Annotated in this window: 17 protein-coding genes; 2 read left to right on the top strand and 15 right to left on the bottom strand. The window is 45.6% G+C overall.

All coding sequences use genetic code 11. The annotated features are described in order from the left end of the window. Positions 1–22: 22 nt before the first annotated feature. The 15 genes from KAH81_03875 to KAH81_03805 form a co-directional block, all read right to left on the bottom strand. The gene (locus tag KAH81_03875) at positions 23–202 is read right to left on the bottom strand and encodes a hypothetical protein (protein ID MCK5832791.1); all 180 of its coding nucleotides are present in this window, start codon (positions 200–202) and stop codon (positions 23–25) included. A gap of 174 nt (positions 203–376) precedes the next feature. Next, positions 377–721, bottom strand: coding sequence for a hypothetical protein (locus KAH81_03870; protein ID MCK5832790.1), 345 nt, complete (start codon positions 719–721; stop codon positions 377–379). 15 nt (positions 722–736) lie between these two features. After that, entirely contained in the window at positions 737–2,569 is a 1,833-nt protein-coding gene (gene ftcD / locus KAH81_03865; protein MCK5832789.1) for a glutamate formimidoyltransferase, read from the bottom strand. Between the two features lie 99 nt (positions 2,570–2,668). Then, the gene (locus KAH81_03860) at positions 2,669–3,580 is read right to left on the bottom strand and encodes a DUF58 domain-containing protein (GenBank protein ID MCK5832788.1); all 912 of its coding nucleotides are present in this window, start codon (positions 3,578–3,580) and stop codon (positions 2,669–2,671) included. 51 nt (positions 3,581–3,631) lie between these two features. Further along, positions 3,632–3,757, bottom strand: coding sequence for a magnesium transporter (locus KAH81_03855; protein MCK5832787.1), 126 nt, complete (start codon positions 3,755–3,757; stop codon positions 3,632–3,634). After that, a complete protein-coding gene (mgtE, locus tag KAH81_03850) occupies positions 3,727–4,968 on the bottom strand; it encodes a magnesium transporter (protein MCK5832786.1) in 1,242 nt (413 codons plus the stop codon). Before mgtE ends, KAH81_03855 begins: the two co-directional genes overlap by 31 nt. A 134-nt stretch (positions 4,969–5,102) precedes the next feature. Further along, positions 5,103–6,104, bottom strand: coding sequence for a MoxR family ATPase (locus tag KAH81_03845; GenBank protein MCK5832785.1), 1,002 nt, complete (start codon positions 6,102–6,104; stop codon positions 5,103–5,105). A 423-nt stretch (positions 6,105–6,527) separates the two neighbouring features. Then, positions 6,528–7,103 carry an orotate phosphoribosyltransferase gene (pyrE, locus tag KAH81_03840; protein MCK5832784.1) on the bottom strand — a complete coding sequence of 192 codons (576 nt, stop codon included), beginning with the start codon at positions 7,101–7,103 and terminating at the stop codon, positions 6,528–6,530. A gap of 9 nt (positions 7,104–7,112) precedes the next feature. Beyond that, a complete protein-coding gene (pyrF, locus tag KAH81_03835) occupies positions 7,113–7,931 on the bottom strand; it encodes an orotidine-5'-phosphate decarboxylase (GenBank protein MCK5832783.1) in 819 nt (272 codons plus the stop codon). 109 nt (positions 7,932–8,040) lie between these two features. After that, positions 8,041–8,274, bottom strand: coding sequence for a 50S ribosomal protein L31 (gene rpmE, locus KAH81_03830; protein MCK5832782.1), 234 nt, complete (start codon positions 8,272–8,274; stop codon positions 8,041–8,043). A gap of 287 nt (positions 8,275–8,561) precedes the next feature. Further along, the gene (locus tag KAH81_03825) at positions 8,562–10,214 is read right to left on the bottom strand and encodes a hypothetical protein (GenBank protein MCK5832781.1); all 1,653 of its coding nucleotides are present in this window, start codon (positions 10,212–10,214) and stop codon (positions 8,562–8,564) included. A 160-nt stretch (positions 10,215–10,374) separates the two neighbouring features. Beyond that, entirely contained in the window at positions 10,375–12,342 is a 1,968-nt protein-coding gene (locus tag KAH81_03820) for a CocE/NonD family hydrolase (GenBank protein MCK5832780.1), read from the bottom strand. Between the two features lie 23 nt (positions 12,343–12,365). Next, positions 12,366–13,592: an ABC transporter permease gene (locus KAH81_03815; protein MCK5832779.1), complete on the bottom strand. Its 1,227-nt coding sequence runs from the start codon at positions 13,590–13,592 to the stop codon at positions 12,366–12,368. Next, on the bottom strand, positions 13,589–15,172 hold the full coding sequence (gene lysS, locus KAH81_03810) for a lysine--tRNA ligase (GenBank protein ID MCK5832778.1): 1,584 nt from the start codon (positions 15,170–15,172) through the stop codon (positions 13,589–13,591). The genes KAH81_03815 and lysS overlap by 4 nt, the downstream gene beginning before the upstream one ends. Next, positions 15,165–16,322: a PQQ-binding-like beta-propeller repeat protein gene (locus KAH81_03805; GenBank protein MCK5832777.1), complete on the bottom strand. Its 1,158-nt coding sequence runs from the start codon at positions 16,320–16,322 to the stop codon at positions 15,165–15,167. Before KAH81_03805 ends, lysS begins: the two co-directional genes overlap by 8 nt. Before the next feature lie 408 nt (positions 16,323–16,730). On the opposite strand from KAH81_03805, the gene KAH81_03800 reads away from it, so the two are divergent. Further along, positions 16,731–22,604 (top strand): gliding motility-associated C-terminal domain-containing protein, encoded by a 5,874-nt coding sequence (locus tag KAH81_03800; GenBank protein MCK5832776.1) that lies wholly within the window; start codon positions 16,731–16,733, stop codon positions 22,602–22,604. 132 nt (positions 22,605–22,736) lie between these two features. After that, on the top strand, positions 22,737–23,594 hold the full coding sequence (locus tag KAH81_03795; GenBank protein MCK5832775.1) for an RNA polymerase sigma factor RpoD/SigA: 858 nt from the start codon (positions 22,737–22,739) through the stop codon (positions 23,592–23,594). Positions 23,595–23,630: the final 36 nt, after the last annotated feature.

The following is a 23,630-nucleotide window of genomic DNA, read 5'->3' as shown; positions in this document are numbered from 1 at the left end:
GCGGGACGCATACATGCGTCCCCTACGAGATTTTGAAAACCTCCCGCACGCCGCCGCCATATCCACGAACGGTCGGGTCTGAGACCTCGCCTCTACGGTGAACCTGTGCGCGGGTGTCCACCTTCGGGCGACCGCGAGGGATAGCCCCTACGCGAAAGGCGTGGGGCCCGTGGTGCAGATTATTTGCTCCGGTATATTTCATGGTTAAACTAATTATAGTATGGTTTCAATAAATTCCCAAGCGAAAAATGCGGCGCCCCCCTTTTTGTAGGCAATTTTTTTTCAGGGGGAAAACAATGTTATTAGGAAGATATGTTATTACAAGAGTGAATAAATACTATTCTATGAATCTGATTCTGAACCTTTTTGTTTACTTCTAAAACGAATCCTTTTCGCCCCAGGCATCTGGGTCCCCTCCATCTGAGAGGACTGTTCCGCAGACGGGGCATTTATATGCTGTTATGGAACACTTAGATTTGCAATTTGGACATATTACACTTTTCTCTAAATTGTCAGGTTCAACGAAATCGATACAACTTGTTGCTGTTTGTGTCTTTTGGCCTTTATCAGGTGTTCTTGTGATTTTATATAAAGTGTCGTTTAGCCTTTTTCCAAGTCGGATAACCTTTTCTCTTGTGGTTATAACCTGTCGATTAAGTCGATAAATCGCCCATGCCAAAATCAAAATTGTAATTGCATAAAGAGCCAGTAATATCTCCATTTCCCCTCACTTTCGTCAAAGTTCTGAGATAATATTCTTTACTGTTCGCATTGTTTCGCCAAGAAGGCCTTTTGCCTTGGTTTCAATTTCTACGCAACGCTCTTGCATTTCAGTTTTATAATTTTCATCTTTGATGCCGTGCAAATTAATAAGAACATTAAGAACGCCTCCAACCACACCGGCATATGCCACCTGTGCTCCAACTCCTGCGTCGGAAACCGATGCTTTGTTTCCAATAATTGCAATTTTGCCGGTAAGATCCAGCGCACGAAGTGAAAGTTCAGCAGTCGATAGCGGCACACACACCGCTGTTTTAAGCCCACTCTGAATTGCGGCACTTCGGGCAGTTTTCTCTTCTGCAGTGTCTTTAGGCATTCGAATAGCTTTTAGATAATCATTGAAGGCTTGAGTGTCTTCATCGATAGTAGATGCAAGGCGCTCCTTTATCTCCTGGGCCTCTTCAGCAATTTTCACGGTTTCAGAGAAATCACCCAAGATAGTTTTTTGTGATGTGAGATTTGCCACCATCGAAGCAAGTGAAGCACCTATTGAACCACATAACGCCGCTACACTTCCGCCACCAGGTGCTGGCGAAGGCCGCGAGACCTCATCGACAAAGCCCTTTATAGTGAGAGATATAAGTGCATTTTCAGCGAGCTTTGGTAAGCCGATAACCTTTTCAACAGGATCGAACTTCGCGACATCGCTAAGCCCCATCGAATAGATAGCTGCCGCGATAATATCCTCCGGTGGAAGGCCAGTTGTGCTGCCCTGTTTATCGAGATAATATCGCCCCGCCATATCCATAGCCTGATATGGCACAAGACCTACTATTTCGCTTCCTGTTACTACAAGGCCGCGTTTTGCAGCTAACTCACGAGCCTTCTCGAGAACGATATGCGGAGGTGTTACTTTATAATTTGTCAAATTGATAGAAATTTGGGCGCGTCCATATTCCTCGACGAACCATCCTATAGCCTTACAGTGCCTGAAAATACCCGGTCTCTTGGCCGACCTACCTGCGAGTTTATCGGGATTTGTTTCGTGTTCCTCAAGAAGTGTTTTTATCGAATATTCGTGCTTTTCCAAGTAATGTTTTTCGAGTTTCTCTATGCTATCGGTTACAAAGTCGCATTCTACACATGGCAAATGGCCATTAGCGTATTTAACAAGATCACCATTGTAGTAGAATGGTTCTGTATTACCAGTTCGCACCGAACGGCCTTTTTCTCTGAGCTCGAAAGCAATGTCGGTGGCGTGTTTGGCATTGGTGCTATTCAAAGTAATATTATATGCGATTAAAAATTCCCGAGCGCTAATAGCTATTGCACCCGAGCGTTCATTAAATACGCGCGGTCCGAAGTCTGGGATCATCTCCGGATCCTTCATTTTTTCCGATAAACCCTCGTATTCACCCCTGCGAACATAGGCAAGATTGCGTCTCCTTTGGTCGCTGGCAGCGTTTTCATAAAGATATACCGGTATTCCAAGTTCATCGCCCACTCTTTTTCCTAAGAGATTAGCCAACTCGATGCAATCCTCCATAGTAACACCCTCGACAGGCACAAAAGGACAAACATCGGTTGCCCCAAAGCGCGGATGCGCGCCTATGTGTTTGCGCATATCGATAACTTTAGAGGCCTTTTCAATAGCCTTAAATGCCGCCTCCAAAACCGCCTCCGGAGTGCCGATAAAGGTCACGACCGTGCGGTTCGTAGCTGCCCCCGGATCGACATCCTTGAGTTCAGCTCCCTCCACCGCTTTGATCGTATCGGTTATCTCTCCAATGATCTTCATGTTGCGACCTTCAGAGAAATTTGGAACGCATTCGACTATTTTATTTGGCATTTAACCTCCAATATTTCAATACAAAATTATTGATATGAATACTCGCTTTTGCGTGTATGACATCCCTTATTATCAAATTGATCTGTTTTGAATATATAACTATCCCAGCTTGTTTCTCTTATGAAGATAAGCCAACAACGCTACATCGAATGTGTTTGTGGTATTAATAAGTTCATAGTCTATTCTGGAATCTTCGCAAGCCAGTTTTATTGTGTCAATATAATTCGAGAATTTCCTTTGATATTCCTCGCGCATGGCCCATGGTTGAGTCTGTATCTTTCGGGAGGATTCGAGGTCAGTGAAGACTGTCTCACCCTTGAAGTTGAAAGCTATCTCCAGTGGATCGACTATATGAAACACGATAACTTCATGCCCTCGATGACGAAACTGTTTTATCGCTGTCATCATGCGCTCGGGATCATCGTATAAATCGGAGATAATAAGAACGAGACCGCGTCTTCGGATTCTTTGGGCAACCTCGCCAAAAACCTCAGGAGAAGAGGTTTTTCCTGAAGGCTTAATGTCCTCTAAAAGCCGTAACATCTCAAAAAGATTAACCCGAGTGCTACTAGGTGGTCTTTCGGCTCGAATTTTTTCGTCGAAAACTGTGAATCCTACGGCATCTTTTTGAAGCTGCATAAGATATGCGAAACTTGCAGCTAAATAGCTACCATATTCAAATTTAGGTATGTGACCTTCCGATGCAAAAGACATACTAGCTGAGGAATCGAGGAGAATATAGCACCTAAGGTTTGTCTCTTCCTCAAACTCTTTAATATAATATCTATCGGTTCGACCATAAGCCTTCCAATCGATATTCTTAATTGGGTCGCCGGGATTATATTGTCGGTATTCAGCAAATTCGACGGAAAAACCGTGATAGGGCGATTTATGTAAGCCGACTAAAAATCCTTCAACAACAAATCGAGCACGAAGCTCCATGTTCGAGAGTTGTGCAATAACTTCCGGCTTAAGATATTTTAAATGGTCTTTTTTATTTTCAATAGCCATAATTCGAAATATAAGTAAATAGTAAAACCTTGCAAGGGTGAATCTTCAATATCAAAGAAGAATAAGCTTTATTACTCCAAAGTAAATAGCAATACCGGCAATGTCAACTATGGTAGTTACCATTGGCCCAGCCATAACAGCCGGATCTATACCAATTTTTTTGCCGCAAGTGGCAATAAAGCCCCAGAAATATTGCTAAACCAAACCACAATCCCCAGGGCAACTGCTATTGCAATAGCGATATCTGTTTGGGGCTTAAGAATTAACGCCCTAAAGAAAAGCAAAATTGCTAAAATAATTGCCAAAACCAATCCTACCAGCGCTTCTTTGCCGATTATTCGCATAATATCTTTATTTGTTAATTCTCCGATGCTTAATCCTCGTATCACCATAGCGGCTATCTGAGAGCCTGTATTTCCACCCACACCCACGAGTGTTGGCACAAAAAAGGTTAGAAAAACCATGCCAGCTATCATTTCCTCGAAATGCCCCATGATGCTCGTAGTCAAACCTTCCAAAATAAGAAGCAAGGCTAACCAAACAACACGGCTTCGGACGAGATTCCATACACTCGATGATAGATAAGGCTTTTCCGTAGGCTCGACTGCGGCCATGCGTTCGACGTCCTCGGTGAATTCCTCCTCTAAAACCTCGAGAACATCATCTACCGTCACAATGCCGACAAGGCGATCCTCTGAATCGACGACTGGAAGCGAGATGAAATTGTAATTAATCATTTCGCGAGCCGCCAGTTCCCTGTGGTCAGAGGTTTTGACAGTGATAACATGAGGATTCATGATATTAGTCACTATCTCATCATCGTTAGCAAGGAGAAGGTCCCTAAGCGATATAACGCCGATTAGCTTTTTTTTGGGGCCAATGACATAAGCAGTATAAATTGTTTCTTTATCCGGTGCGGTTTTGCGCACATGCAACAAGGCTTGTTCAACAGTCCAATTCTCGTTTAACTCGACAAATTCGGTTGTCATCTCTCTTCCAACTGAATCCTCGGGGTAACCCAATAGTTCTAAGGCCTGCTTTTTCTCTGAGAGTGGGAGATACTCGATAAGCCTTCGGACAACATCGGTTGGAAGTTTCTCGAAAAGTTCGGTGCGGTCGTCGGGATCGAGCTCTAGAATGATATCCCGAACACGAAACTCGCGGAATTCCTCGATCAATTTGGCCTGTTCGTCTGGCTCCAGTTCAGTGAAAACATCTGCAGCAAGGTCTTTGGTTAGAAGACGAAATACAATGATCCAATCCGTTTGAGGCAGATCGTTGAGAAGCTCCTCGACCTCTATCGGCTCGAGTTCGTTGAGTATCGATTTAAGCTCGAAGAACTGGCTTTCATCGATAAACTGTTTTATGTTGTTTTCGATCTCGCGCATTTAAAGAATTGGCCCTGAAAATTCACTTTTTTTATTAACGCATTATATTTAGGGAACTAAACACATACCTCGAATTCGTGCTTCTACGAGAAAACAAATAATTTGAAATATTTTTATTAACCGATTTCGATTATTTATTTTTTTGGAGGAACTATATCCTTCACCAGTTTTTTGATGATATCGTCGGTTGTTATGCCCTCGGCATCGGCTGTGAAGCTAGTTATAATCCTGTGTCTTAAAACCGGAAGTATTATTTGTTGAATATCTTCGATCCCCGGTGTAACCCTACCATCGAGAGCCGCAACGGTTTTTGCTCCAAGTGTTAAGAATTGTCCTGCACGAGGGCCAGCACCCCAGCGAACCCACTTCTTGATATAGTCGAGTGTCGTTGTCTCCGGTCTGCTATTGCGCACAAGATCGATTGCATACTGAATTACGTAATCTGCTGCAGGGATACGCCGAACAAGGTTCTGAAGTTCGATTATCTTTGTAGCATCTAAAACACTCTCAACAACAGGAATTCGTGCACCGGTTGTATAGCGGACTATCTCCATCTCCTCTTTCTCTGTGGGATAATCTATGTAAATATTCAACATGAAACGGTCGAGTTGAGCCTCGGGGAGAGGGTATGTGCCTTCTTGTTCAATGGGATTCTGTGTCGAAAGAACAAAAAACGGCATATCAAGCTTGAATGTCTTATCCCCGGCAGAAACCTCATGTTCTTGCATCGCTTGAAGAAGCGCAGCTTGCGTTTTTGGAGGTGTGCGGTTTATTTCATCAGTTAAAAGAATATTACAGAAAACTGGACCGCTCAAGAAACGGAAAACCCGGGTCCCGCTAGTTCTATCCTCTTCGAGAATCTCTGTGCCAGTAATATCCGATGGCATTAAATCTGGCGTGAACTGAATACGGTTAAACTTGAGATCTAAAGCCTGCGCCAAAGTCGAGATCATGAGTGTTTTAGCAAGCCCAGGCACACCGATTAAAAGAACATGGCCACCCGAGAGAAGTGCAACCATCATCTCATCGATAACCTTCTCTTGCCCGACAATGACTTTTGCAATTTCTTTTTTTATTTTATCAGCAGAGTTTGCAAGTTCTTTTATCGCAAGAACATCAGTTTTCATTTCAGTCATATTTGCCTCCACATATCGATTTAAAATTCGATAAATTATATGATTATCGACATCGTGTGTCAATCGCTAAACATCTTTTACACAAGCGATTCAAATGCCAGCCCTAACCAAAACAGTATATTTAATTGCAGTTTATTATTTCAGCAATATGTAAAAGAATATATATAAGAGGCAATCCCAAATATAAAAAAAGCTGTTATTTCGCCAGAAAAAACCCTCGCTGGCGCGGGGAAGGACGATGTCACGAAATTTGCCCGCTATGCAAATTTCGTGACAGAGGGGTGGTCGATGGGGATTTTTGCGCGGGAAAATGTATATTACTACCAAAAACTTAAAAATAGCAAAAATCGTGACAGCGAGATGTAGCTGAGAAAAGCGCCTTCTTTAAGCAATCAAATAGTTGTAAGAAGTGAAAAAATTGGCCTATTTCTTTTGTATTCTGCTGCCGGGTTTAACCACCGGGATACCGGATTTACATAGAGGGCAGTCGTTAGGCTGAAAAACCTCGATATCGAGTTTCAATAGCGCCGCAAAAGGAAGCTTTATATTTGCTGAACCACCACGGTCAACCATGGCGCTAAAAGCAACGACTTTGCCACCTGTGCCATCGATGACATCGATAACCTCTTTAGTCGATTTACCAGTGGTGATAACATCCTCCACAACAAGAATCTTAGCCCCCGGCTTGACTGAAAAACCGCGTCTAAGCGTTGGTGTGCCGTTAACCTTTTCAACGAATATATGAGGCACTCCTAGCGCCTTGGCAACCTCCTGGCCAATAACTATCCCCCCAATTGCAGGGCTGACGACCAATTCTATACCATCGACTGAAACCTTTTCAGCGAGTTTTTCGCCAACCCAGGTGGCATTATCGGGATATTGAAGGAGCTTGGCACATTGGATATACTTATTCGAGTGCAAACCCGAGCTGAGAAGGAAGTGCCCTTCGAGCATGGCTTCGGTTTCTGTAAGGCGTTGTAGAATATCTTTTTCCGGCATTTTATCTCCTTAGGAATTAATATATTTGTTTAATAAGTCTCTTGTTTTGAGTGCAGCTTCACGCGTGGAGGCAGTAGTAGCATCCTTTGGATAAAGGATGCTCCGGGAGCTGTTAACTATCGGTGGAAGCCCGCTCGCGGTTTTACCAATCTTCATAATCATTGCGGGATCGCCGCCTTGAGCTCCTATGCCGGGCATCAAGAAAGGTAGATCGGGTGCGATATTGCGGATTTTTTCGGCCTCAGCCGGATGTGTTGCACCTACAACCAGCGCGATATTCTCATTCCTGTTTATCTCGGCCATCTTCCGCGCAACATGGATGAACAATGGATCGCCCTTAACGGATAGGTTTTCGAAATCGATGTAGCCGGGATTGCTAGTGAGGCAAAGGACGAAGACACCTTTTTCTTGCCGATCAGTAAAGGATTCTAGTGTATCTGCACCCATGTATGGATTGACTGTGGTGCCATCGGCGGAATAGGTATCGAAAATAGTCGTGGCATAATGTTTTGCTGTGTTACCGATGTCGCCGCGTTTGGCATCGAGTATAATCGGTATCTCCGGATCGACATTGCGAATGTGTTCGATTAGCTTAGCAAGCTGAATAAGGCCTTCGGGGCCGGCAGACTCGAAAAAGGCCATGTTAGGTTTATATGAACAAACCAAGTCGGAGGTTGCATTTACAATGTCCGCGAGAAAATCGTAAATCGGGGTTGTGCTTGATTTATATCGCTCGGGGATTCTAAGAGGATCAGGGTCGAGTCCGACACAAAGGCATGTTCCCCTGCTTTTGAAATTGGTTTCAATTTTTCTAAAGAAATCATTCATATTTTTCTCCTTGCAAAGAATTAACTTTTTAAAATATAGCTTTAGAAATATAAAACAACAAAAAACCGCCAATGATGGCGGTTTTTTTGAAACCAAGCTCGAAATCGAGTTATTTCTTTTTCTGTATGGCTTCAGCCGTTTTATCGACGATGCCATACTTTCTGCGGAATTTTTCCACACGACCGGCGGTGTCAACCATTTTCTGTTTTCCTGTGAAGAAAGGATGGCATGCGGAACATAGATCAAGCTGTATCTCTTTTTTGGTGCTTCCAACAGTCCAACTACTTCCACAAGCGCAGGTGACCTTCGCCTGGTAGTATTTAGGATGTATTTTTTTTCTCATATCGTTACCTCCATATCGGTTGATTCTAGAAACGAAATACTATACACAGGTTTTTGAATTGTCAAGTTATAATTTAAAAAGTTAAAAGGTAGTGGGTATTAGAAATAATCGATGTCCTTCCAATGAGGAAGCAATTTTGATACCTGATTACCACAACTGCGGCCTTAACCTAAGGTCTCAACTAAATCTGTAATCTAATGACATAATACTACTTTAGATACACCACCCGTTTCGGTCGGCACGCGCCGACGGGCGTTTGGCCTCAACCGCCTTTGGCGGAGTCGGCGTCATTTCAAATACACCACCCGCTTCGTGCAGGCGGCTGAAGTCGTCTGTTGCGGAAATGTTGCGCGGACGAGATAGACGCCGGAACCGATTGCGGCGTCGGGTTGCCAGATATATTCGGCCCTCATCCGGCCTTCGGCCACCTTCTCCCAAAGGGAGAAGGAATTCCCTCCCTCTCCCCCTGGGAGAGGGACCGAGGGTGAGGGCAAACGCGCTACGCGCCGACCGGCGAGGTCGAAGATTTCCACGCATAGGGGCAATTCATGAATTGCCCCTATGCCGTCGAAAGAAATTGTAACCGCCGAATTGAAGGGGTTCGGATACGCCGAGATTGCAAAATTATCCGGCGTGGCTACATCCGCGATACCGGTGGCTACGAGGAACCACCAGGATAGTTCCACAGTATTCGCCGCGCCGACATCCGGTGCATCCCATAATGAAAGCGAAATAAACGCAGTATCGCCCGAAGTAATGGATATCCCCGCGCTAGCAAAATCCAAGATCACCGTAGAATCGCCTTCGAGATAGACCCCAGCACCGGAAGGATCGACATCGACGCCCTCGATATTAAGGCTCCAGCCAATGCTGTCAATACCGCAACCAGCATCCGCAAAACGAATGAGTGCGCCGGTCGGCGTCTCGGTGAAAACGACTGCAGAGTCGGGTTCGCGATATGTAATAAACGGCGTTGCTTTATCGATATAATATGTTACACTGAGGCCGCTGTCTGGGGATTCGTGACCGAGTGCGTCTTCGATACCCACAAGTTCGAATGTGATCGTATCGCCATCGACCCAGGATGTTGTAGGTTCGAAAATAAGGCTATCACCGGATATGGTCAACTCAGGATCGAGAACGCTATAGGTAACACCGTTTACGATTACCGAGGCTGTCGCGGCGTCGAGACCATCGGAGTCGAAGAAATCCAGCACAATTGCCGTGTCCGATGAAACCCAGGAGCCATCGTGAGGGAAAACACTCCTGCAAATCGGGCCTTCGGAAACCATCGACCAATAGCGAATTGCATTCGTGAAAATTGAATCTTGATTTTCCGAACGGAATGTATAATCCCATCCGAGAAAGACAACGCAACCGGAGACAAGTTCTTCGAATCCCGAGTTAACGCGTATTTCGGCATGATTTGTTAGAATTGGAGTGTAATCGGGGCAATCGTCTGTAATGCAACAATTACCGGTTCCAAGGAAAGAGGGATCAACCCCGGAGGCAACCGGATGGCCAGCATCTGCAATATAGAGCGTGCTGTCGAAGGAGGAATAGTCGCCGATTCGCGAAAGGCTGACATCGTTGATGAAGCAGATGCCAACCCTGTAAAAAACAATCAACAAACCACCGGACTCGACCCATGGGCGTATGATCGGCCCGAAATGATCGCGTATGGCGTCCGGAGTGGTTAGATACGAAGCATTAGGGACGATAAAAATATCCAGCGAATCGAAGGTATCGGCTGTTGCAGTAGTGAAATCCCAAAACTCGTGGATTTCGCAATGAAAATCTGCGCTTTCGAGCACAGACGTCATATTATCATATGTCGAATGCGATATTCCCTGTGTCATGAATCCAATTTGTTTAACTTCCGCAATGACAGAAAAGGCGCAACAGCAAACAACTGCTGCAATAAATGTTTTTCGACTCATTCGAATTCTCCTAACAGGTTTTTTATTTTAATCTCTAATTATACAATAAAGGATTCAGGCAATTATTGCAACGGAATTTAATTGTAAGTGAGGAGAAGGGTGGTTATCTGTTAATAATCCTCTAATTACACTGGTGACGCACTGCCGGACTCTCCTGATATTATCTTATATACAAGATTCTGCGTGATGCAGTCGCATCATTAAAATGCGCTCTCACGAAATAGACCCCAGAGCCGATTGCGGCGTCGGGTTGCCACCGGCACGCGCCGGAGGCGTTCGTGCTCAACGCCTTCGCCGATTCGCTCCCGTTAACAGAAATTTCCGCGACGCGCCGTCCGTTTATATCGTAAATCTCGACCCGGCACGCGCTGGGGGGCGACGTGCTCAACGCCTTCGCCGATTTGCTTCCGAAGTCGAGGCTTATCCGCACCGCCGAATTGAACGGATTCGGGTAGGCACGGAGGGAGAAATCGTTCGGTTTAGTTGCTATTGAACGCTCTGAAATGCGAAGCTCGCTACTCAATGGCAAGATCAGCGCGGAGGGCAGTGCCTCGTTATGATGAATGAAATTCGTTGCAACAGTTGTGTCGCCTTCATCATACATAGAACCGCCATCGTTGATATTCGCATGAAAATGAGGATATATTGACGATGTAATTACTAAACGAAGCTTGTGTCCCGGAAGAAAAGTCTGCGCAATAACCTCGGTTTCAATATCGATTTCATAAATGCTATCGAGAACCATAAGGTGTTCGACTCCAAGCGTATCGCGAAGACGGCCTCTAAGAATGCCTTGAGTTAAAATCATCGAGCGTCCGTCTGGATAGACATCTGAGATGCGGATCGCGAAATCCGTATCGAGGCAATTCGACTCGACGAATAATTTCGCTTTGATCCTTCCGATAATAGTCAAAGGTTCGGTTAGTATATCGGTCGAGTAGATTAGATTGTCATCCCGGTTTTCCACAGAATCGCGCATATCGCGCGGACCGGATATAAGCCCCGGTTCCGCTGGATTGAATCTGTTGAACCCATAAGCTGGTGAGGGATCACGCGGATCGTAAACGAACGAATCCGGAGGTGTGCCCCATATCGGTGCAACCAATGGAAATAGATGGCCGTCTTGATGAATGTAAAGCGTATCGGTATCGTCGATAAGCGAATACCAATTATCCGTTTCTATCCATATGTTGCTGCCCATCAAAAAATATTGCCCTACCGGTTCGGATTCATAATCATTATCCGCGCCGCGAAGGTAGTGATCGAAGAATTTTTTTGTTATTGGTTTCTCGAAATCAGCCGCTGCGGGATATTCAAGTTCTCCCTGCATCGACTGCCCGACTCCGCTGTGCGTCCATGGCCCCATGATTAGCTTGTGTTTATCCCTCACAGAAATATCGCTTCGCGAACGTATTTCGTGAAAATCCTCGATAATATCTGCGGGATAATGATCGAACCATCCGCTAAGCATGAGCATCGGCACTTTGAAATCCTCGGGATAGTCGGAATTATTTTCGATATACTGCCAGACAAAAGAATATAAGGGTCGCGAAAGAATAACACTGGTCGCTATAAAGCCCAGAAAATCAAGCGCTTCCACATATTCTTTCTTGTAAACACCGCCATAATAGTAATTCGTATAGCGGGTTTTATAGGTCTTTATCCATGGGGCGGCGCAAAGGAGATTCGAAGGTTGGTGGTGCGCGGTTTTGAACTGAATATCGCCGAGTGCCGAACCGCCGTAGGTGCCGATTTTGCCGTTGCACCAGCTTTGCGAGGCTATCCACTCGACCGCATCGTAGCCGTCGAGGCCGCGATCATAGCCGGTGCTTCCCGCAGAAGTCGAGGCGTAAAAACCTCGCCAATCCAGGATTACAAAATTGTAGTGCTGAATATCCCAGAATCCGCTGGTGTCCGAGGTGTCGAGCATAAATGAAGCGAATCTATAATCGGCCTTATTATATGGCGTTTGAATTAGGATAACCGGCTTTGCGGCGGTCGAGTCTAGGGTGTAGATATCTGCGGCAAGTGAATCGCCGGTTCGTGTTGGAATATCGATAGGAGTCCATAGCGTATCGAGAGCAAAAGTAGAAAGAGATAAACTCAAAACCACCACAATGATAAACATAAATCCCCCTTTATTGGATATTGTTAGGTGTTCATACGGATAGCCTCTATTGGGTTGGACTTTGCAGCTCTGAGCGCGGGGTAGATACTCGAGAGAAGGGTTATCAAAACAGAAATTATGCAGATAATAGTGACATCTAGGAGATGCATATTGACCGGTAGAGATGAAATTGAATATATATCTGCCGGGAGAGAGATAATTTCCCAGCGGTTTTGAATAAATGCTAAAACCACGCCGATAACAGCGCCGATGAAAGTGCCTATAACTCCAAGCATGAGGCCTTGAATGAAGAAAACCTTACCTATAAGTTTCGATGTTGCGCCCATAGCTCGCAGTATGCCGATTTGGGTAGTTTTCTCCATAACTACCATAATCAAGGTGCTGGCGATGTTGAATGCTGCAACTGCGATTATAAGACTCAAAAGCAAGAAAAGCCCCCACTTTTCGAGAGTCATCCACGAGAAAAGGTTCTTGTTCATCTCGGCCCAGGACATAGCATAGTAAGGGAAAGCGAGATCGTCTTCAATATGGGAGGCGATTTTATCGGCTTCATAGAAATTCTTTATGCGAAGTTCAATCCCGGTAACTGATTCACCCAAATCGAAAATCCTCTGTGCGGATTCAAGATTAATATAACCGAGGGCGGCATCGAAGTCGAACATACCTGTTTCAAAGATGCCGCATACGATAAAACGGTGTAGCTTAGGGGTGATGCGTGTTCCGCGTGCACCATCGAGACCATAGATCACGACAGTATCTCCGGGTTTAGCGGAAAGGTTTTGGGCAAGATATAATCCTAAGGCTATTGGCGGGATGTTAGAGTCTGGTATTTCGGGGAGCCAGTCGCCATCGACTAGGGTGCTCTCGGGATTGCCTATAAATACCTCGCGCGAGGGTATAATCCCCCGAAGCATTATACCGTCGAAGAGACCATCGTTTGCAATGGGGACTTTCCCATAAACGAATGGTGCAGCAGCAACGACATCTTCTCTTTGGGAAAGAGTTTCGAGAAGAGGTTCCCAGTCACCGATACTCTCCGCTCGAAGGGAATATACATTAACATGAGATACTGTTCCAATGATTCGACTTCGAACCTCTCCTTCAAAACCGTTCATCACGGATAGGCTAACGATAAGGGCGGAAACTCCAATGGCTATACCGATTATGGCAAATACTGCCACCAGAGAGACAAAGCGGTTTCTGTGACGTGCTCTCAAAAACTTAAGCGCTATGTAAAGCTGCACCTTCACGCGTGTTCAATCGATTTTGGCTTGAGAAGTGGAAATGGTATAACTTCTTTGAGACTATGAGCACCAGAGAGTAAGGTAACAAGCCTTCCAATACCGATACCCATGCCACCTGTCGGTGGCATTCCATGTTCGAGGGCTGTGAGGAAATCCTCGTCGATTTGGTTTGGTGCTTCTTCATCGCCCTCGGCACGCTGAAGAAGCTGTGCTTCCATACGCCCGCGTTGGTCGAGGGGATCGTTAAGCTCGCTGAATGCATTGGCAATCTCTACTCCGCCAATGAAAAGTTCGAAGCGTTCAGTAAGTTCTGGCGCATCGGCCTTGCGTTTGGCCAGAGGCGAAAGGCCTACGGGATAGTCGAGGACGAAAGTAGGTTTTATAAGCTTTGGCTCGACAGTTTCCGAAAAAAGCTTGTCAACCAAAGGCCAAAATGGAGTCTTAGGATCGAAATCTATATCATGAGATTTGAAAAATTCAATTAGTTCAGTTTTTTCCGCGTTAAGGACATCAATGCTGGTAAGCTCGATAATCGAATCCACAAAGCTGATGCGCTCGAATGGACGATTGAAGGTGATTATTGCGTTCTCCCTCTCGATAACGACGGTTCCATCGGCGAGAGTTCTTATGTAATTTTCTTTATTTTTCTCGCCAAACTTGGCTACTTCAACAGCAGATGCTACCACGAGTCCTTCGGCGATTTGCATCATGCGGTTATAATCGGCGAAGGCCTCATAGAGCTCCAGAAGTGTGAACTCCGGGTTGTGATTACGATCTATTCCTTCGTTGCGAAAAACCTTACCCATCTCAAAAATCCGCTCGAAGCCACCCACGATAAGTCGTTTTAGGTAAAGCTCTGTGGCTATCCGAAGGTAAAGGTCGATATCGAGAGCGTTGTGATGAGTAGTAAATGGGCGTGCTGCCGCGCCCCCATAAAGAGAAGTCAGTGTAGGAGTTTCAAGCTCGATATAGCCTTCTTCCTCGAGATATGTGCGGATAGTTTTTATAATAAGCGCACGCTTTTGTAAATTATATTTAACCTCAGGATTCGAGAGAAGATCCAAATATCTTTGTCGAAGACGAAGGTCGGGGTCGGTGAGACCATGGTATTTTTCAGGGAGTTGGAGAAGTGTCTTAGCCGCGAGTTCCCATTTTTGGGCCGCGAGGGTTGGTTCACCAGTTCTTGTAGTAAATAGCTCACCCGTTGCAGAAATAAAGTCCCCAAGATCGAGGTCTTTTGCGCGTATATAATTGTCGGTATCTTCCGGGTTATGTTCGAGAAGGGTGTTCATGCGAAGGTATAGCTGAAACGAGCCCGTTCCATCGGCAATACCGATAAACATGGATTTACCGTGGATACGAAGCGCGGTTATCCTTCCAGCTAAATGCACGACAGAACCAGCACGGATTACTTGGCCGGATTCGTCGGTTATTTGCTTTAGTTGTTCCCATTCGTGAAGAACAAATTCGATTGTCACTCGGCCTTCAGCAATCCTCGATGGATAGGGATCTATCCCGGTCTCGCGGAGTTTTTCAAGTTTGGCAATTCTTATCTGTCTTTGGTCTCTCGGGTCTATTTCATTCATTGTTGTGCTCCAAAGATTGTATATTTCTAGTAATGGCTATAAGTTCGCCGGTTTCTGTTGCAATATATAAATTGGAATTATAGATAATCGGTGGGGCTGTAACAGGCTCTTCAAGATCAATTGTATGTTCGATCGCACCGTCGGAAAAATAGAGCAGATAAATTTTGCCCTCGGCTGTAACGATAACAATTTGTTTACCCCAAATGACGGGTGGCGCAATAACTGGTGCGCTGAGGTTTGTTTGCCATAGAATGCCTCCATGACCAAGGTCTCCAGCGAAAACAATTCCTTTTTTGGTTACACCATATATTGTCGGACCCGAACAAGCAACAGGGGAACCAAGCTCGCCGGGAGCATCGATGGAAACACGCACCGAACCATCGAGTAAAACCGCAAGAATTTTGCCGGACATTGTTGAAACAATAACATGGTCTGGGATGACTACAGCTTGTCCAGAGGGTGGGGATGGTAAATCGAGCGACCAACGAACTGTGCCCGAATCAGCGGAGAGAGCTAAGAGTCGCTTGTTTGAGTCCACAAGGAAAAGTAGGCTGTCTCGGAAAGCTGGCTCATGGTCGATAACTGCCCCGTCTATCTTATAGCGCCAATTCTTCTCTCCAGTGCGAGCATCGAGAGAGAATATCGCACCGGTAGATATAGCGAAATATAGGATGCTGTCAACAAGAATAGGCGCGGCGAAAGAGCGTTCGGAATCCCTGTCCCAGAGAAATGTGCCTTCATGGTAATCATATACCCTAATGCGATTAAACTCACCACGACCGGCAATAGCTAAAAGTCCCCCTCCCAGCGCGAGACCATTGTCGGGCATAGCATCAACCCAAAGGCGTCCGATACGTTTGCCTGTTTCAGCACCATAAACCAATACTCTCCGGTTTGGCGAGGGCACAAATATGGCGCCATCTCCAGCTACCGGAGCCGAAATAATTGGTATCTTGGTTTTAACCCGCCAAAGGATAGCCGCTTTGCCGGTGCCCTCACCAGCATAAGCCCAACCTGAATTATCACCACGAACCGCTCTCCATTGATTTTCCTCAGAAGGCAATTCCCTTGGAATGGAGAACCTCGCGGCGCATGATAATGTCAATAGCGCAACAACCAAAACCGAATATGTCAAAGTCCAAATCCTCATAAATCGCTATAAGTTAATCCAAAAGGAATGTCTTTGCAACATCTATCGTGGTTGTCATTGTTCGGGAATTAAATACTATTCGCTCTCGGTGTAAATTAAAAAACCAAAGTCTATATTTCCCCACTAAAAAAATAGAGCCGCTGGCGCGAGCGAGGGGGTGGCTTGGTGGAGATTTTTGCATAAGAAAATGTGGCTTATAAAACAAAGTGATTTGAATAGCAAAAATCGTGACAGCGGCATGGAAAAATTGATGAGCATATTAATAAAAAAGAAAAAATGGAGTCTAAAACATTAGGTAAGTTAAATTTAACAGCAATCGATTTTTTCCCGAGAATTAGAATTGTTGATTTAGCGAATGTAATAAATATATTTGATTGAATAGTATATTAATGATCAGGAGTATTTTTTATGAAAGCTTTAATAATATTTTATTTAATATTCTTTATTTGTGCGGCAATGGCTGCAGAAATGATGATACAATCGGATTTTGCGGATCTCGATAATCCCGCGCGAATTACACTCGATTCGCTTCTTTCTCTGATGCCAAATGTCGATGCCGACCCTGAGGCATACTTAGATTGGAAGCTTGAATTTGCCGAGGTAACCTCCATGGATAGAAGTCCTAGAGTGGAACGCCCATCGTCTCCTATGGACTGGCGTCCTGCTAATGGTTATGTGCGTGCCGATGTTGATGAGACCAGTGGTGAGTTCGATGAGGGCGGCGATCCCGCTGGTGTAGGAAGTTACCAGAAACTCACCTTCTCTTTCCCTGATTCACCCGGAACAGAATGGATAATGTATTATGTCGATGGTTACAGTGCTAAAACCTCCGCAACAATGCCGAATACAAGCTCGAATTATATATCTGGTAGCGTTGCCTATTCGATTTGGGATAACTGGCATGGAGTTTATATTAGGCAAGAAATATCGGCGGTTAGCTTAGGGGGGGTGCCCGGTGAGAACGAGCAAGTAAAATTTAAAACAGTTATGAAACCAGCCGATGGCAGTTGTCATGAAGTGGGTTGTATCGTTTATTACGATACAAAGCTCGACACTGATGATGCTGCTGATATCTCCACGGCCTATGGATACACAGGTATCGCAGAGATATTTTTCGCACCGGATATTCCTTCGATTTGGCGAGCTTATGAAGGAGGTTTTCCTCCAGCCCCAGGAGCGCTGACAGCTCTGGGTATTTTGATTGGTTTCGAAGCGGAAATGCCTGATGTTTTCTGGTATGGGAGTTGGGGTTCGAGTGCTGGTAACGGTTGGGCAGATGGCGATTGGATTATAGACACTGGATCAACATTTGGGGATTCTGCAACTATGGTAAAATGGTATCCCCGCTCAGTTTGTGAAGGCGATTCGGCTGTATTCGTTACTTACTACGGTATCGGAGAAATCTCTGCTGGAACCGATTTAACGATAACTTCGAGCACGCCAGCTTTCAATGCCGGATGTGTAACGGTTTTACCGAATCCTTTTACCCTTAATGCGCTTATTACTAATCCAGGTTCTACTTCAGCAAGCAATGTTCAGGTTGCGATTACCTTACCGCCGGGGCTTAGTATAGTATCTGGTGCGAATCCTCAAAATCTTGGCACGCTAGCGGGCTACGGAGGTAGCAGTCTCGCGAATTGGTCGATTGCTATAGGCCCTTCAGTTGTTGGAACGCGCGTTTGTTACGATGTAAATGTAACCTGGACTGGAGGTGGTCCGGTAACAGAGAATTTCTGCTTCGATATTCCCGCGCCAGCGGACTTCGGAGTTGGCGTCTACGCAGAGGAAACTCTTCTTTGTACAGACGATTGCACAATCCTTCATGCAGTTCTAGATACAACCGAAGTGTCCGGCCATAACTGGTATTATAACTGGCACCCAGCGGACTTTCTTTCTGATCCGACCGACCCTCATCCAATTGCTTGCCCCGAAAGCACCATGACGTATTGGCTTGTCGTTACAGATAGAATCGATTGTATAGATTCTCAGTTTGTTACTATTACCGTTGAGCCTAATCCAATAGTGGATATACGCGATACGGTTATTTGCGATGGAGAGTCAGTTACTCTAACCCCAACGATTACTCCGGATTTCCCGGGATATACATACCAATGGTCACCCGATGGACAAACGACACGCGAAATAACGGCTTCGCCCACATCCATGACTGTTTACGGTCTTGCGGTAATTTCGCCGGGGGGTTGTATCGGATACGATGAAGCTCGGGTGGCTATCGATCCAATTCTTGTGGCAGATGCCGGACCCGATCAGGCTGTGTGTTATGGAGATACCGTTGTGATTGGGGGATTTCCGACGGCTGATGGCGGTGATGGGTTATATTACTACAATTGGTCACCAGTAGATGGGCTTGATGATCCTTATATGGGTAATCCAAACGCCGCTCCCGATTCGACAACGACATATGTTTTGAATGTAGTGGATGGTGTCGGTTGTTCAGCAAGCGATACGGTTGTGATTTTGATAGCTCAAAAGCCTTCTGATTTCAGTTTGGCCTATCCTCCGGATGATACAACGGATATGATCCCAGGTTATTTGAGTTTACTCTGGGAGCCTGCTCTCGGTGAAGAGCCGATTACCTACGATGTATATATGAATGGTGATCTCGTTGGCGAGGACCTCTCGGAAACCTATTTCGATACTGCTGCAAGTTGTAGCGAGAATATTCATTGGATGGTTATCGCGCAGAATATTTGCGGTTACGATACATCAGAGATATGGGAATATTCGGTAGTAGATTGTGATCCGCCGTGGAGTAGTCTGTTGGATCCCTTCGACTATGCTTGGACATCCTGTAATGATCAGGAGATAAGGCTTATTGTTAATGATGATGTCGAGATCGACACTATGTCGATAAGGTTATCGGTCGATGGTATCACATATTCGATTTTGCACACTAATTTATATATCGAGGATGATTCGACACTTGTATATTCACCATCACCCCTTTGGTCCGATGGTGACACTATCGAATGGAGCCTGGATTCTCTTTCCGACGATTTGGGGATAGCAACATTCTTGCTCCCGCACGGCACTTTCTATGTCGATCTCAGTTCGCCGGTGGCATGGGGATTCGAGCCGCCGGATAGTAGTGTTATTGGTGACGAATTCCCATTCATTTCAGCATGGATAGCCGATTCTCTGTCTGGTCTCGATAGTTCGAGTATCTACATATCGGTCAATGGCACGAGATATTTTTATGGTCTCGGCGTGCTTTCTCACACTTGGGAAGGCCTAGGGATGTCGCTTTGGGTAGATAGCACACTTCACGAAGTAATTGCTGCGCATAACGATACACTTAATATTTGTGTAGGTGGTTTTGATAGCCCGGATTATTGTGAACCTAACACATTAGAGGTTTGCTGGACGGTTTTTGTCGATTTAGAGGGACCGGAGGCCGATGATGGAATAGACCCGGTATCGGAAGTTCCCATTGATGGTCTTATTTCGGCCTGCGATGATCAGGGAATCTGCATTCCTCTTATTGACCCACCTATCTCACACGGCGTCGAGGAATCGACTATTGTTCTTCGAGTAAACGGTGTGGATTACGGCACTGATTCTCCGGAATTGAGCTATTCCACCGATTTACTCTGTTTCTCTCCGGGAGTGCTTTGGGCCGATGGTGCACCAATATCGGTCGAGCTTGTTTCGGCTGAAGATGGCGTTGGAAACCCGCTCGCAACGACAGGCCTCAGTTGGATATATTCAATAGACCTTTTGCCTCCATTGCTTTCGATGGCCTCGCCCGTAGGCGCAACTGGAACTCTTGTGCCAACAATAAGCTGGAGACTTGCAGATATAGGCGCGGGTATCGATTATGACAGCGCGTTTTTCGCAATAGATTATTTCCCATCTGCTGGGACCACCTGGTATGATATATCACATTCTGTATTTATTCATACAGGAGGGGGTAATTATCAGGTCGATGTTTCAGCAATTCCATTTACGATTGTCGGCGGAGACACTGTTAGAGTGTGTGTCCATTCAGAGGACACACCCGATCTTTGCCCGCCCAATGTGCTGGATACCTGTTGGCTATTTTGGGTTCCGACAGGCGGGCCTATCGGCACGGTTATAGAACCTTTACCTTCGACATATTCGGCCTGCGATCCGCAAGAGATATCTTTAACCATATCAGATATCAACGGCGTCATAGAGACATCGATACTATTTTCTGTGAATGGCACTCGTTATGGCATTCCTGCGAGTCCAGAGTTGTCTTATTCCAGTGATACGCTCACTTTCTTCTCGCCCATGGGCTTTTTCACCGATGGCGAGGTGGTAGTTTGTTCGCTTCTATACGCCGAGGACATATATGCTAATCCAAATGAGGATACGCTTGTTTGGAGCTTCATATTAGATTATTCACCCCCGATTATCGGAGCCATAAGTCCTTCACCGGGATCAGTTATTTCTGAAATTTGTCCAAATGTTACATTCGATTTAGCTGATATCGGCTCCGGTCTCGATGAGCTTTCTATTGATGTTACGATAGAAGGCACAGAGCATCTGGGTGTTTCAGATGGCCGTGTAACCTGGATTGGCGGCAACATTAGCTTCGACCTTTGCGATGTTATCTCCGTGACCGGAGGGGATTTGATAGACATTTGTGTTATTGCCAACGATTCACCAGATTATTGTGGGCCTAATACACTGGATTCGTGCTGGAGCTTTTCCATAGAATCAGGCGGGCCTGTCGGCTCTATTATACATCCAACCGATGGAGTGATTACAAGCTGCGACCCTCAGGAAATAGTGGTTAGTATCGAGGATTCCAACGGCGTGGATGACTCGACTGTTGTGTTCTCGGTAAATGGAGTTAGATATGGCATCGGTGAGCTCGAGATCGACTGGGACGAACCCACACTTACCTTCGATGGTGGCGCGGGATTTTTCGCGCATGGTTCGACAGTAGTTTGTTCGCTTCTTTCGGCCTCGGATATTCTCGGCAACGAGCTTGAAGCGCCTCTTGGATGGATTTTCACGGTCGATTATGAACCTCCCGAGCTTGTATCGGTGACTCCGATTTCGGCCGTTCCAGTTGACGATAGAAGCCCTATTGTTCGTGTGGTTCTCGATGATTTGCCTGCGGGCATCGATTACGATGCGGTTTCGCTCGATGTCGAGGGCTATGGCGTCATCGATCCTACGAGCACTGGGCTTTATTGGCTCGGTGACACATTGGCGTTCGACCCCGATAGCCTAGGGATTTTATGGACTGGCGGCGATAGCATAGAGCTTTGTCTCGAAATCGCCGATCTTCCAGACACTGCCGCGCCTTATTGCGATGCCAACGATACCACCTATTGTTGGATGCTAATAATAAGCCGCGGCGGGCCTGTCGGCGAGATAATCGAGCCGGGCGATGGAACTGTTAGCGCGTGTAGTCTTCAACAAATAATTATTACGCTCGATGATAGCAACGGTATCGATGAAGCGACTATTGGGCTGGAGGTTGACGGTGTGCTTTATACAACATCTTCTACGGAGCTTGATTGGAGTTTCCCGGTTTTGACATGGACACCACCCTCGGTTTGGGCTGATGGTTTGGTCAATGTTAGACTTATAACAGCAGACGATATGCTGGGCAATCCTTTGACCGATGCGCCTATCGAATGGAATTATTATATGGACCTGACTCCTCCGACGTTTGCAAATAATTTCCCGCTTCAAACCGATCTTATTCGGAATGTCCAGACTCAGGCTTGGATCGATGTTGCAGATAATATCGCAGGTGTTGATCCCAATGAATTAAGGATGGATATTTACCGGTCAACGTATGATTTGTCTTCACCGGCATTGACCTATTCTAGCGGAAGACTCACTTTCGATCCATCTATTGCAGGAATCGAGTTTGTTACGGGAGATACCGTAATGATCACGGTTTATGCACAGGATACCCCGGATTATTGCTCGCCTAACGCCAATCAGTTTACTTGGTGGTTCCTGATGGAGCCAAAGATCTCATGTAATAACTATCCAAATCCCATTACACCTAACGGGGATGGTATTAATGATGTTGCTGTTTTCGACTATCCTGAGATGTATTCCGGTTCGGCTGAATTATTGATCTTTAATAAGAGAAACATTCTTGTTTATCAGGCCACGATAGGGCCGGTCATAGATTTAGGCGATGTTGCAAATCGTGTATGGAATTGTCGTGAGGGTGGGGGGCAAATCGCAAAAGAGGGATTGTATCTTTATCTAATTCAGAAAAGTGGCGAAACAGTATGCAATGGAACTCTAACGATTGGCAGATAGCTTTTTATTGGGTGTTTGTGGTGGCTTGACTTTAGATGGAAAATTCCTATATTCCATAGCGGTCTTGGGGGACCATCTTAGGATCAATGATCCAAACAGTGTAGCTCTTTTTTTCTCTTTCAAAGGAGGAGTATGAACAAAAAGCGAAAGATCAGCGGACGAGATGTTGATCGTTCATTGGACATTTACCTCAAGGAGATAGGCAAAACTCCACTCATTACCGCAGAAGACGAATTTAAGCTCGCAGTCGGAATCCGTAATGGCGACAAAGAAGCCATGCCAAAGCTTATTAAGGCAAATCTCAGGTTTGTAGTTAGCGTCGCCAAACAGTATCAAAATCAAGGATTATCTCTCGCCGACCTCATCAATGAGGGGAATATTGGTTTGATTAAAGCTGCCAAGAGATTTGATGAAAAGAGGGGTTTTAAGTTTATTTCGTATGCTGTTTGGTGGATTCGCCAGTCTATACTTCAGGCGCTAGCCGAGCAATCGAGGATAGTGAGGCTTCCGCTCAATAGAGTAGGTGCTTTACATAAAATCGGCAAAGCACACTCTAAGTTGGAGCAGAAGTATGGTCGTTCTCCCAGCACTAAAGAGATAGCTGATAAGCTCAATATGGCTGCGGAAGAGGTTTCCGATACCTTACAGATTTCTAATAGCCATCTTTCTCTCGATGCGCCTTTCACAGAGGGCGATACGAATTCCCTAAAGGACATTCTGAAGGACAATCACTCACCATCGCCAGATAGGGAACTTCTTAAGACAGCTCTTTCCAGTGAAATCGAGAAGGTTCTTTCTACACTTACGGAACGAGAGGCCGAGGTTATATCTCTTTATTTTGGCCTTAACCGAGAAAGGGCTCTCACACTCGAAGAGATAGGCAATAGATTTAGTCTCACACGTGAGCGTGTTAGGCAGATCAAAGAAAAAGCGATTAAGCGTCTTAGGCATGCCACCAGATCGAAGAATCTCAGGGCATTCGTAAGCTGATTTTTATTTTCTTTTCCCCATAAAAATGGCGTCTTT

The sequence above is a fragment of the bacterium genome (assembly GCA_023145965.1).
In the GTDB taxonomy this organism is placed as follows: domain Bacteria; phylum UBP14; class UBA6098; order UBA6098; family UBA6098; genus UBA6098.
Note: the sequence above shows the minus strand (reverse complement) of the source record. Positions and strands in the feature narration are given on the sequence as shown.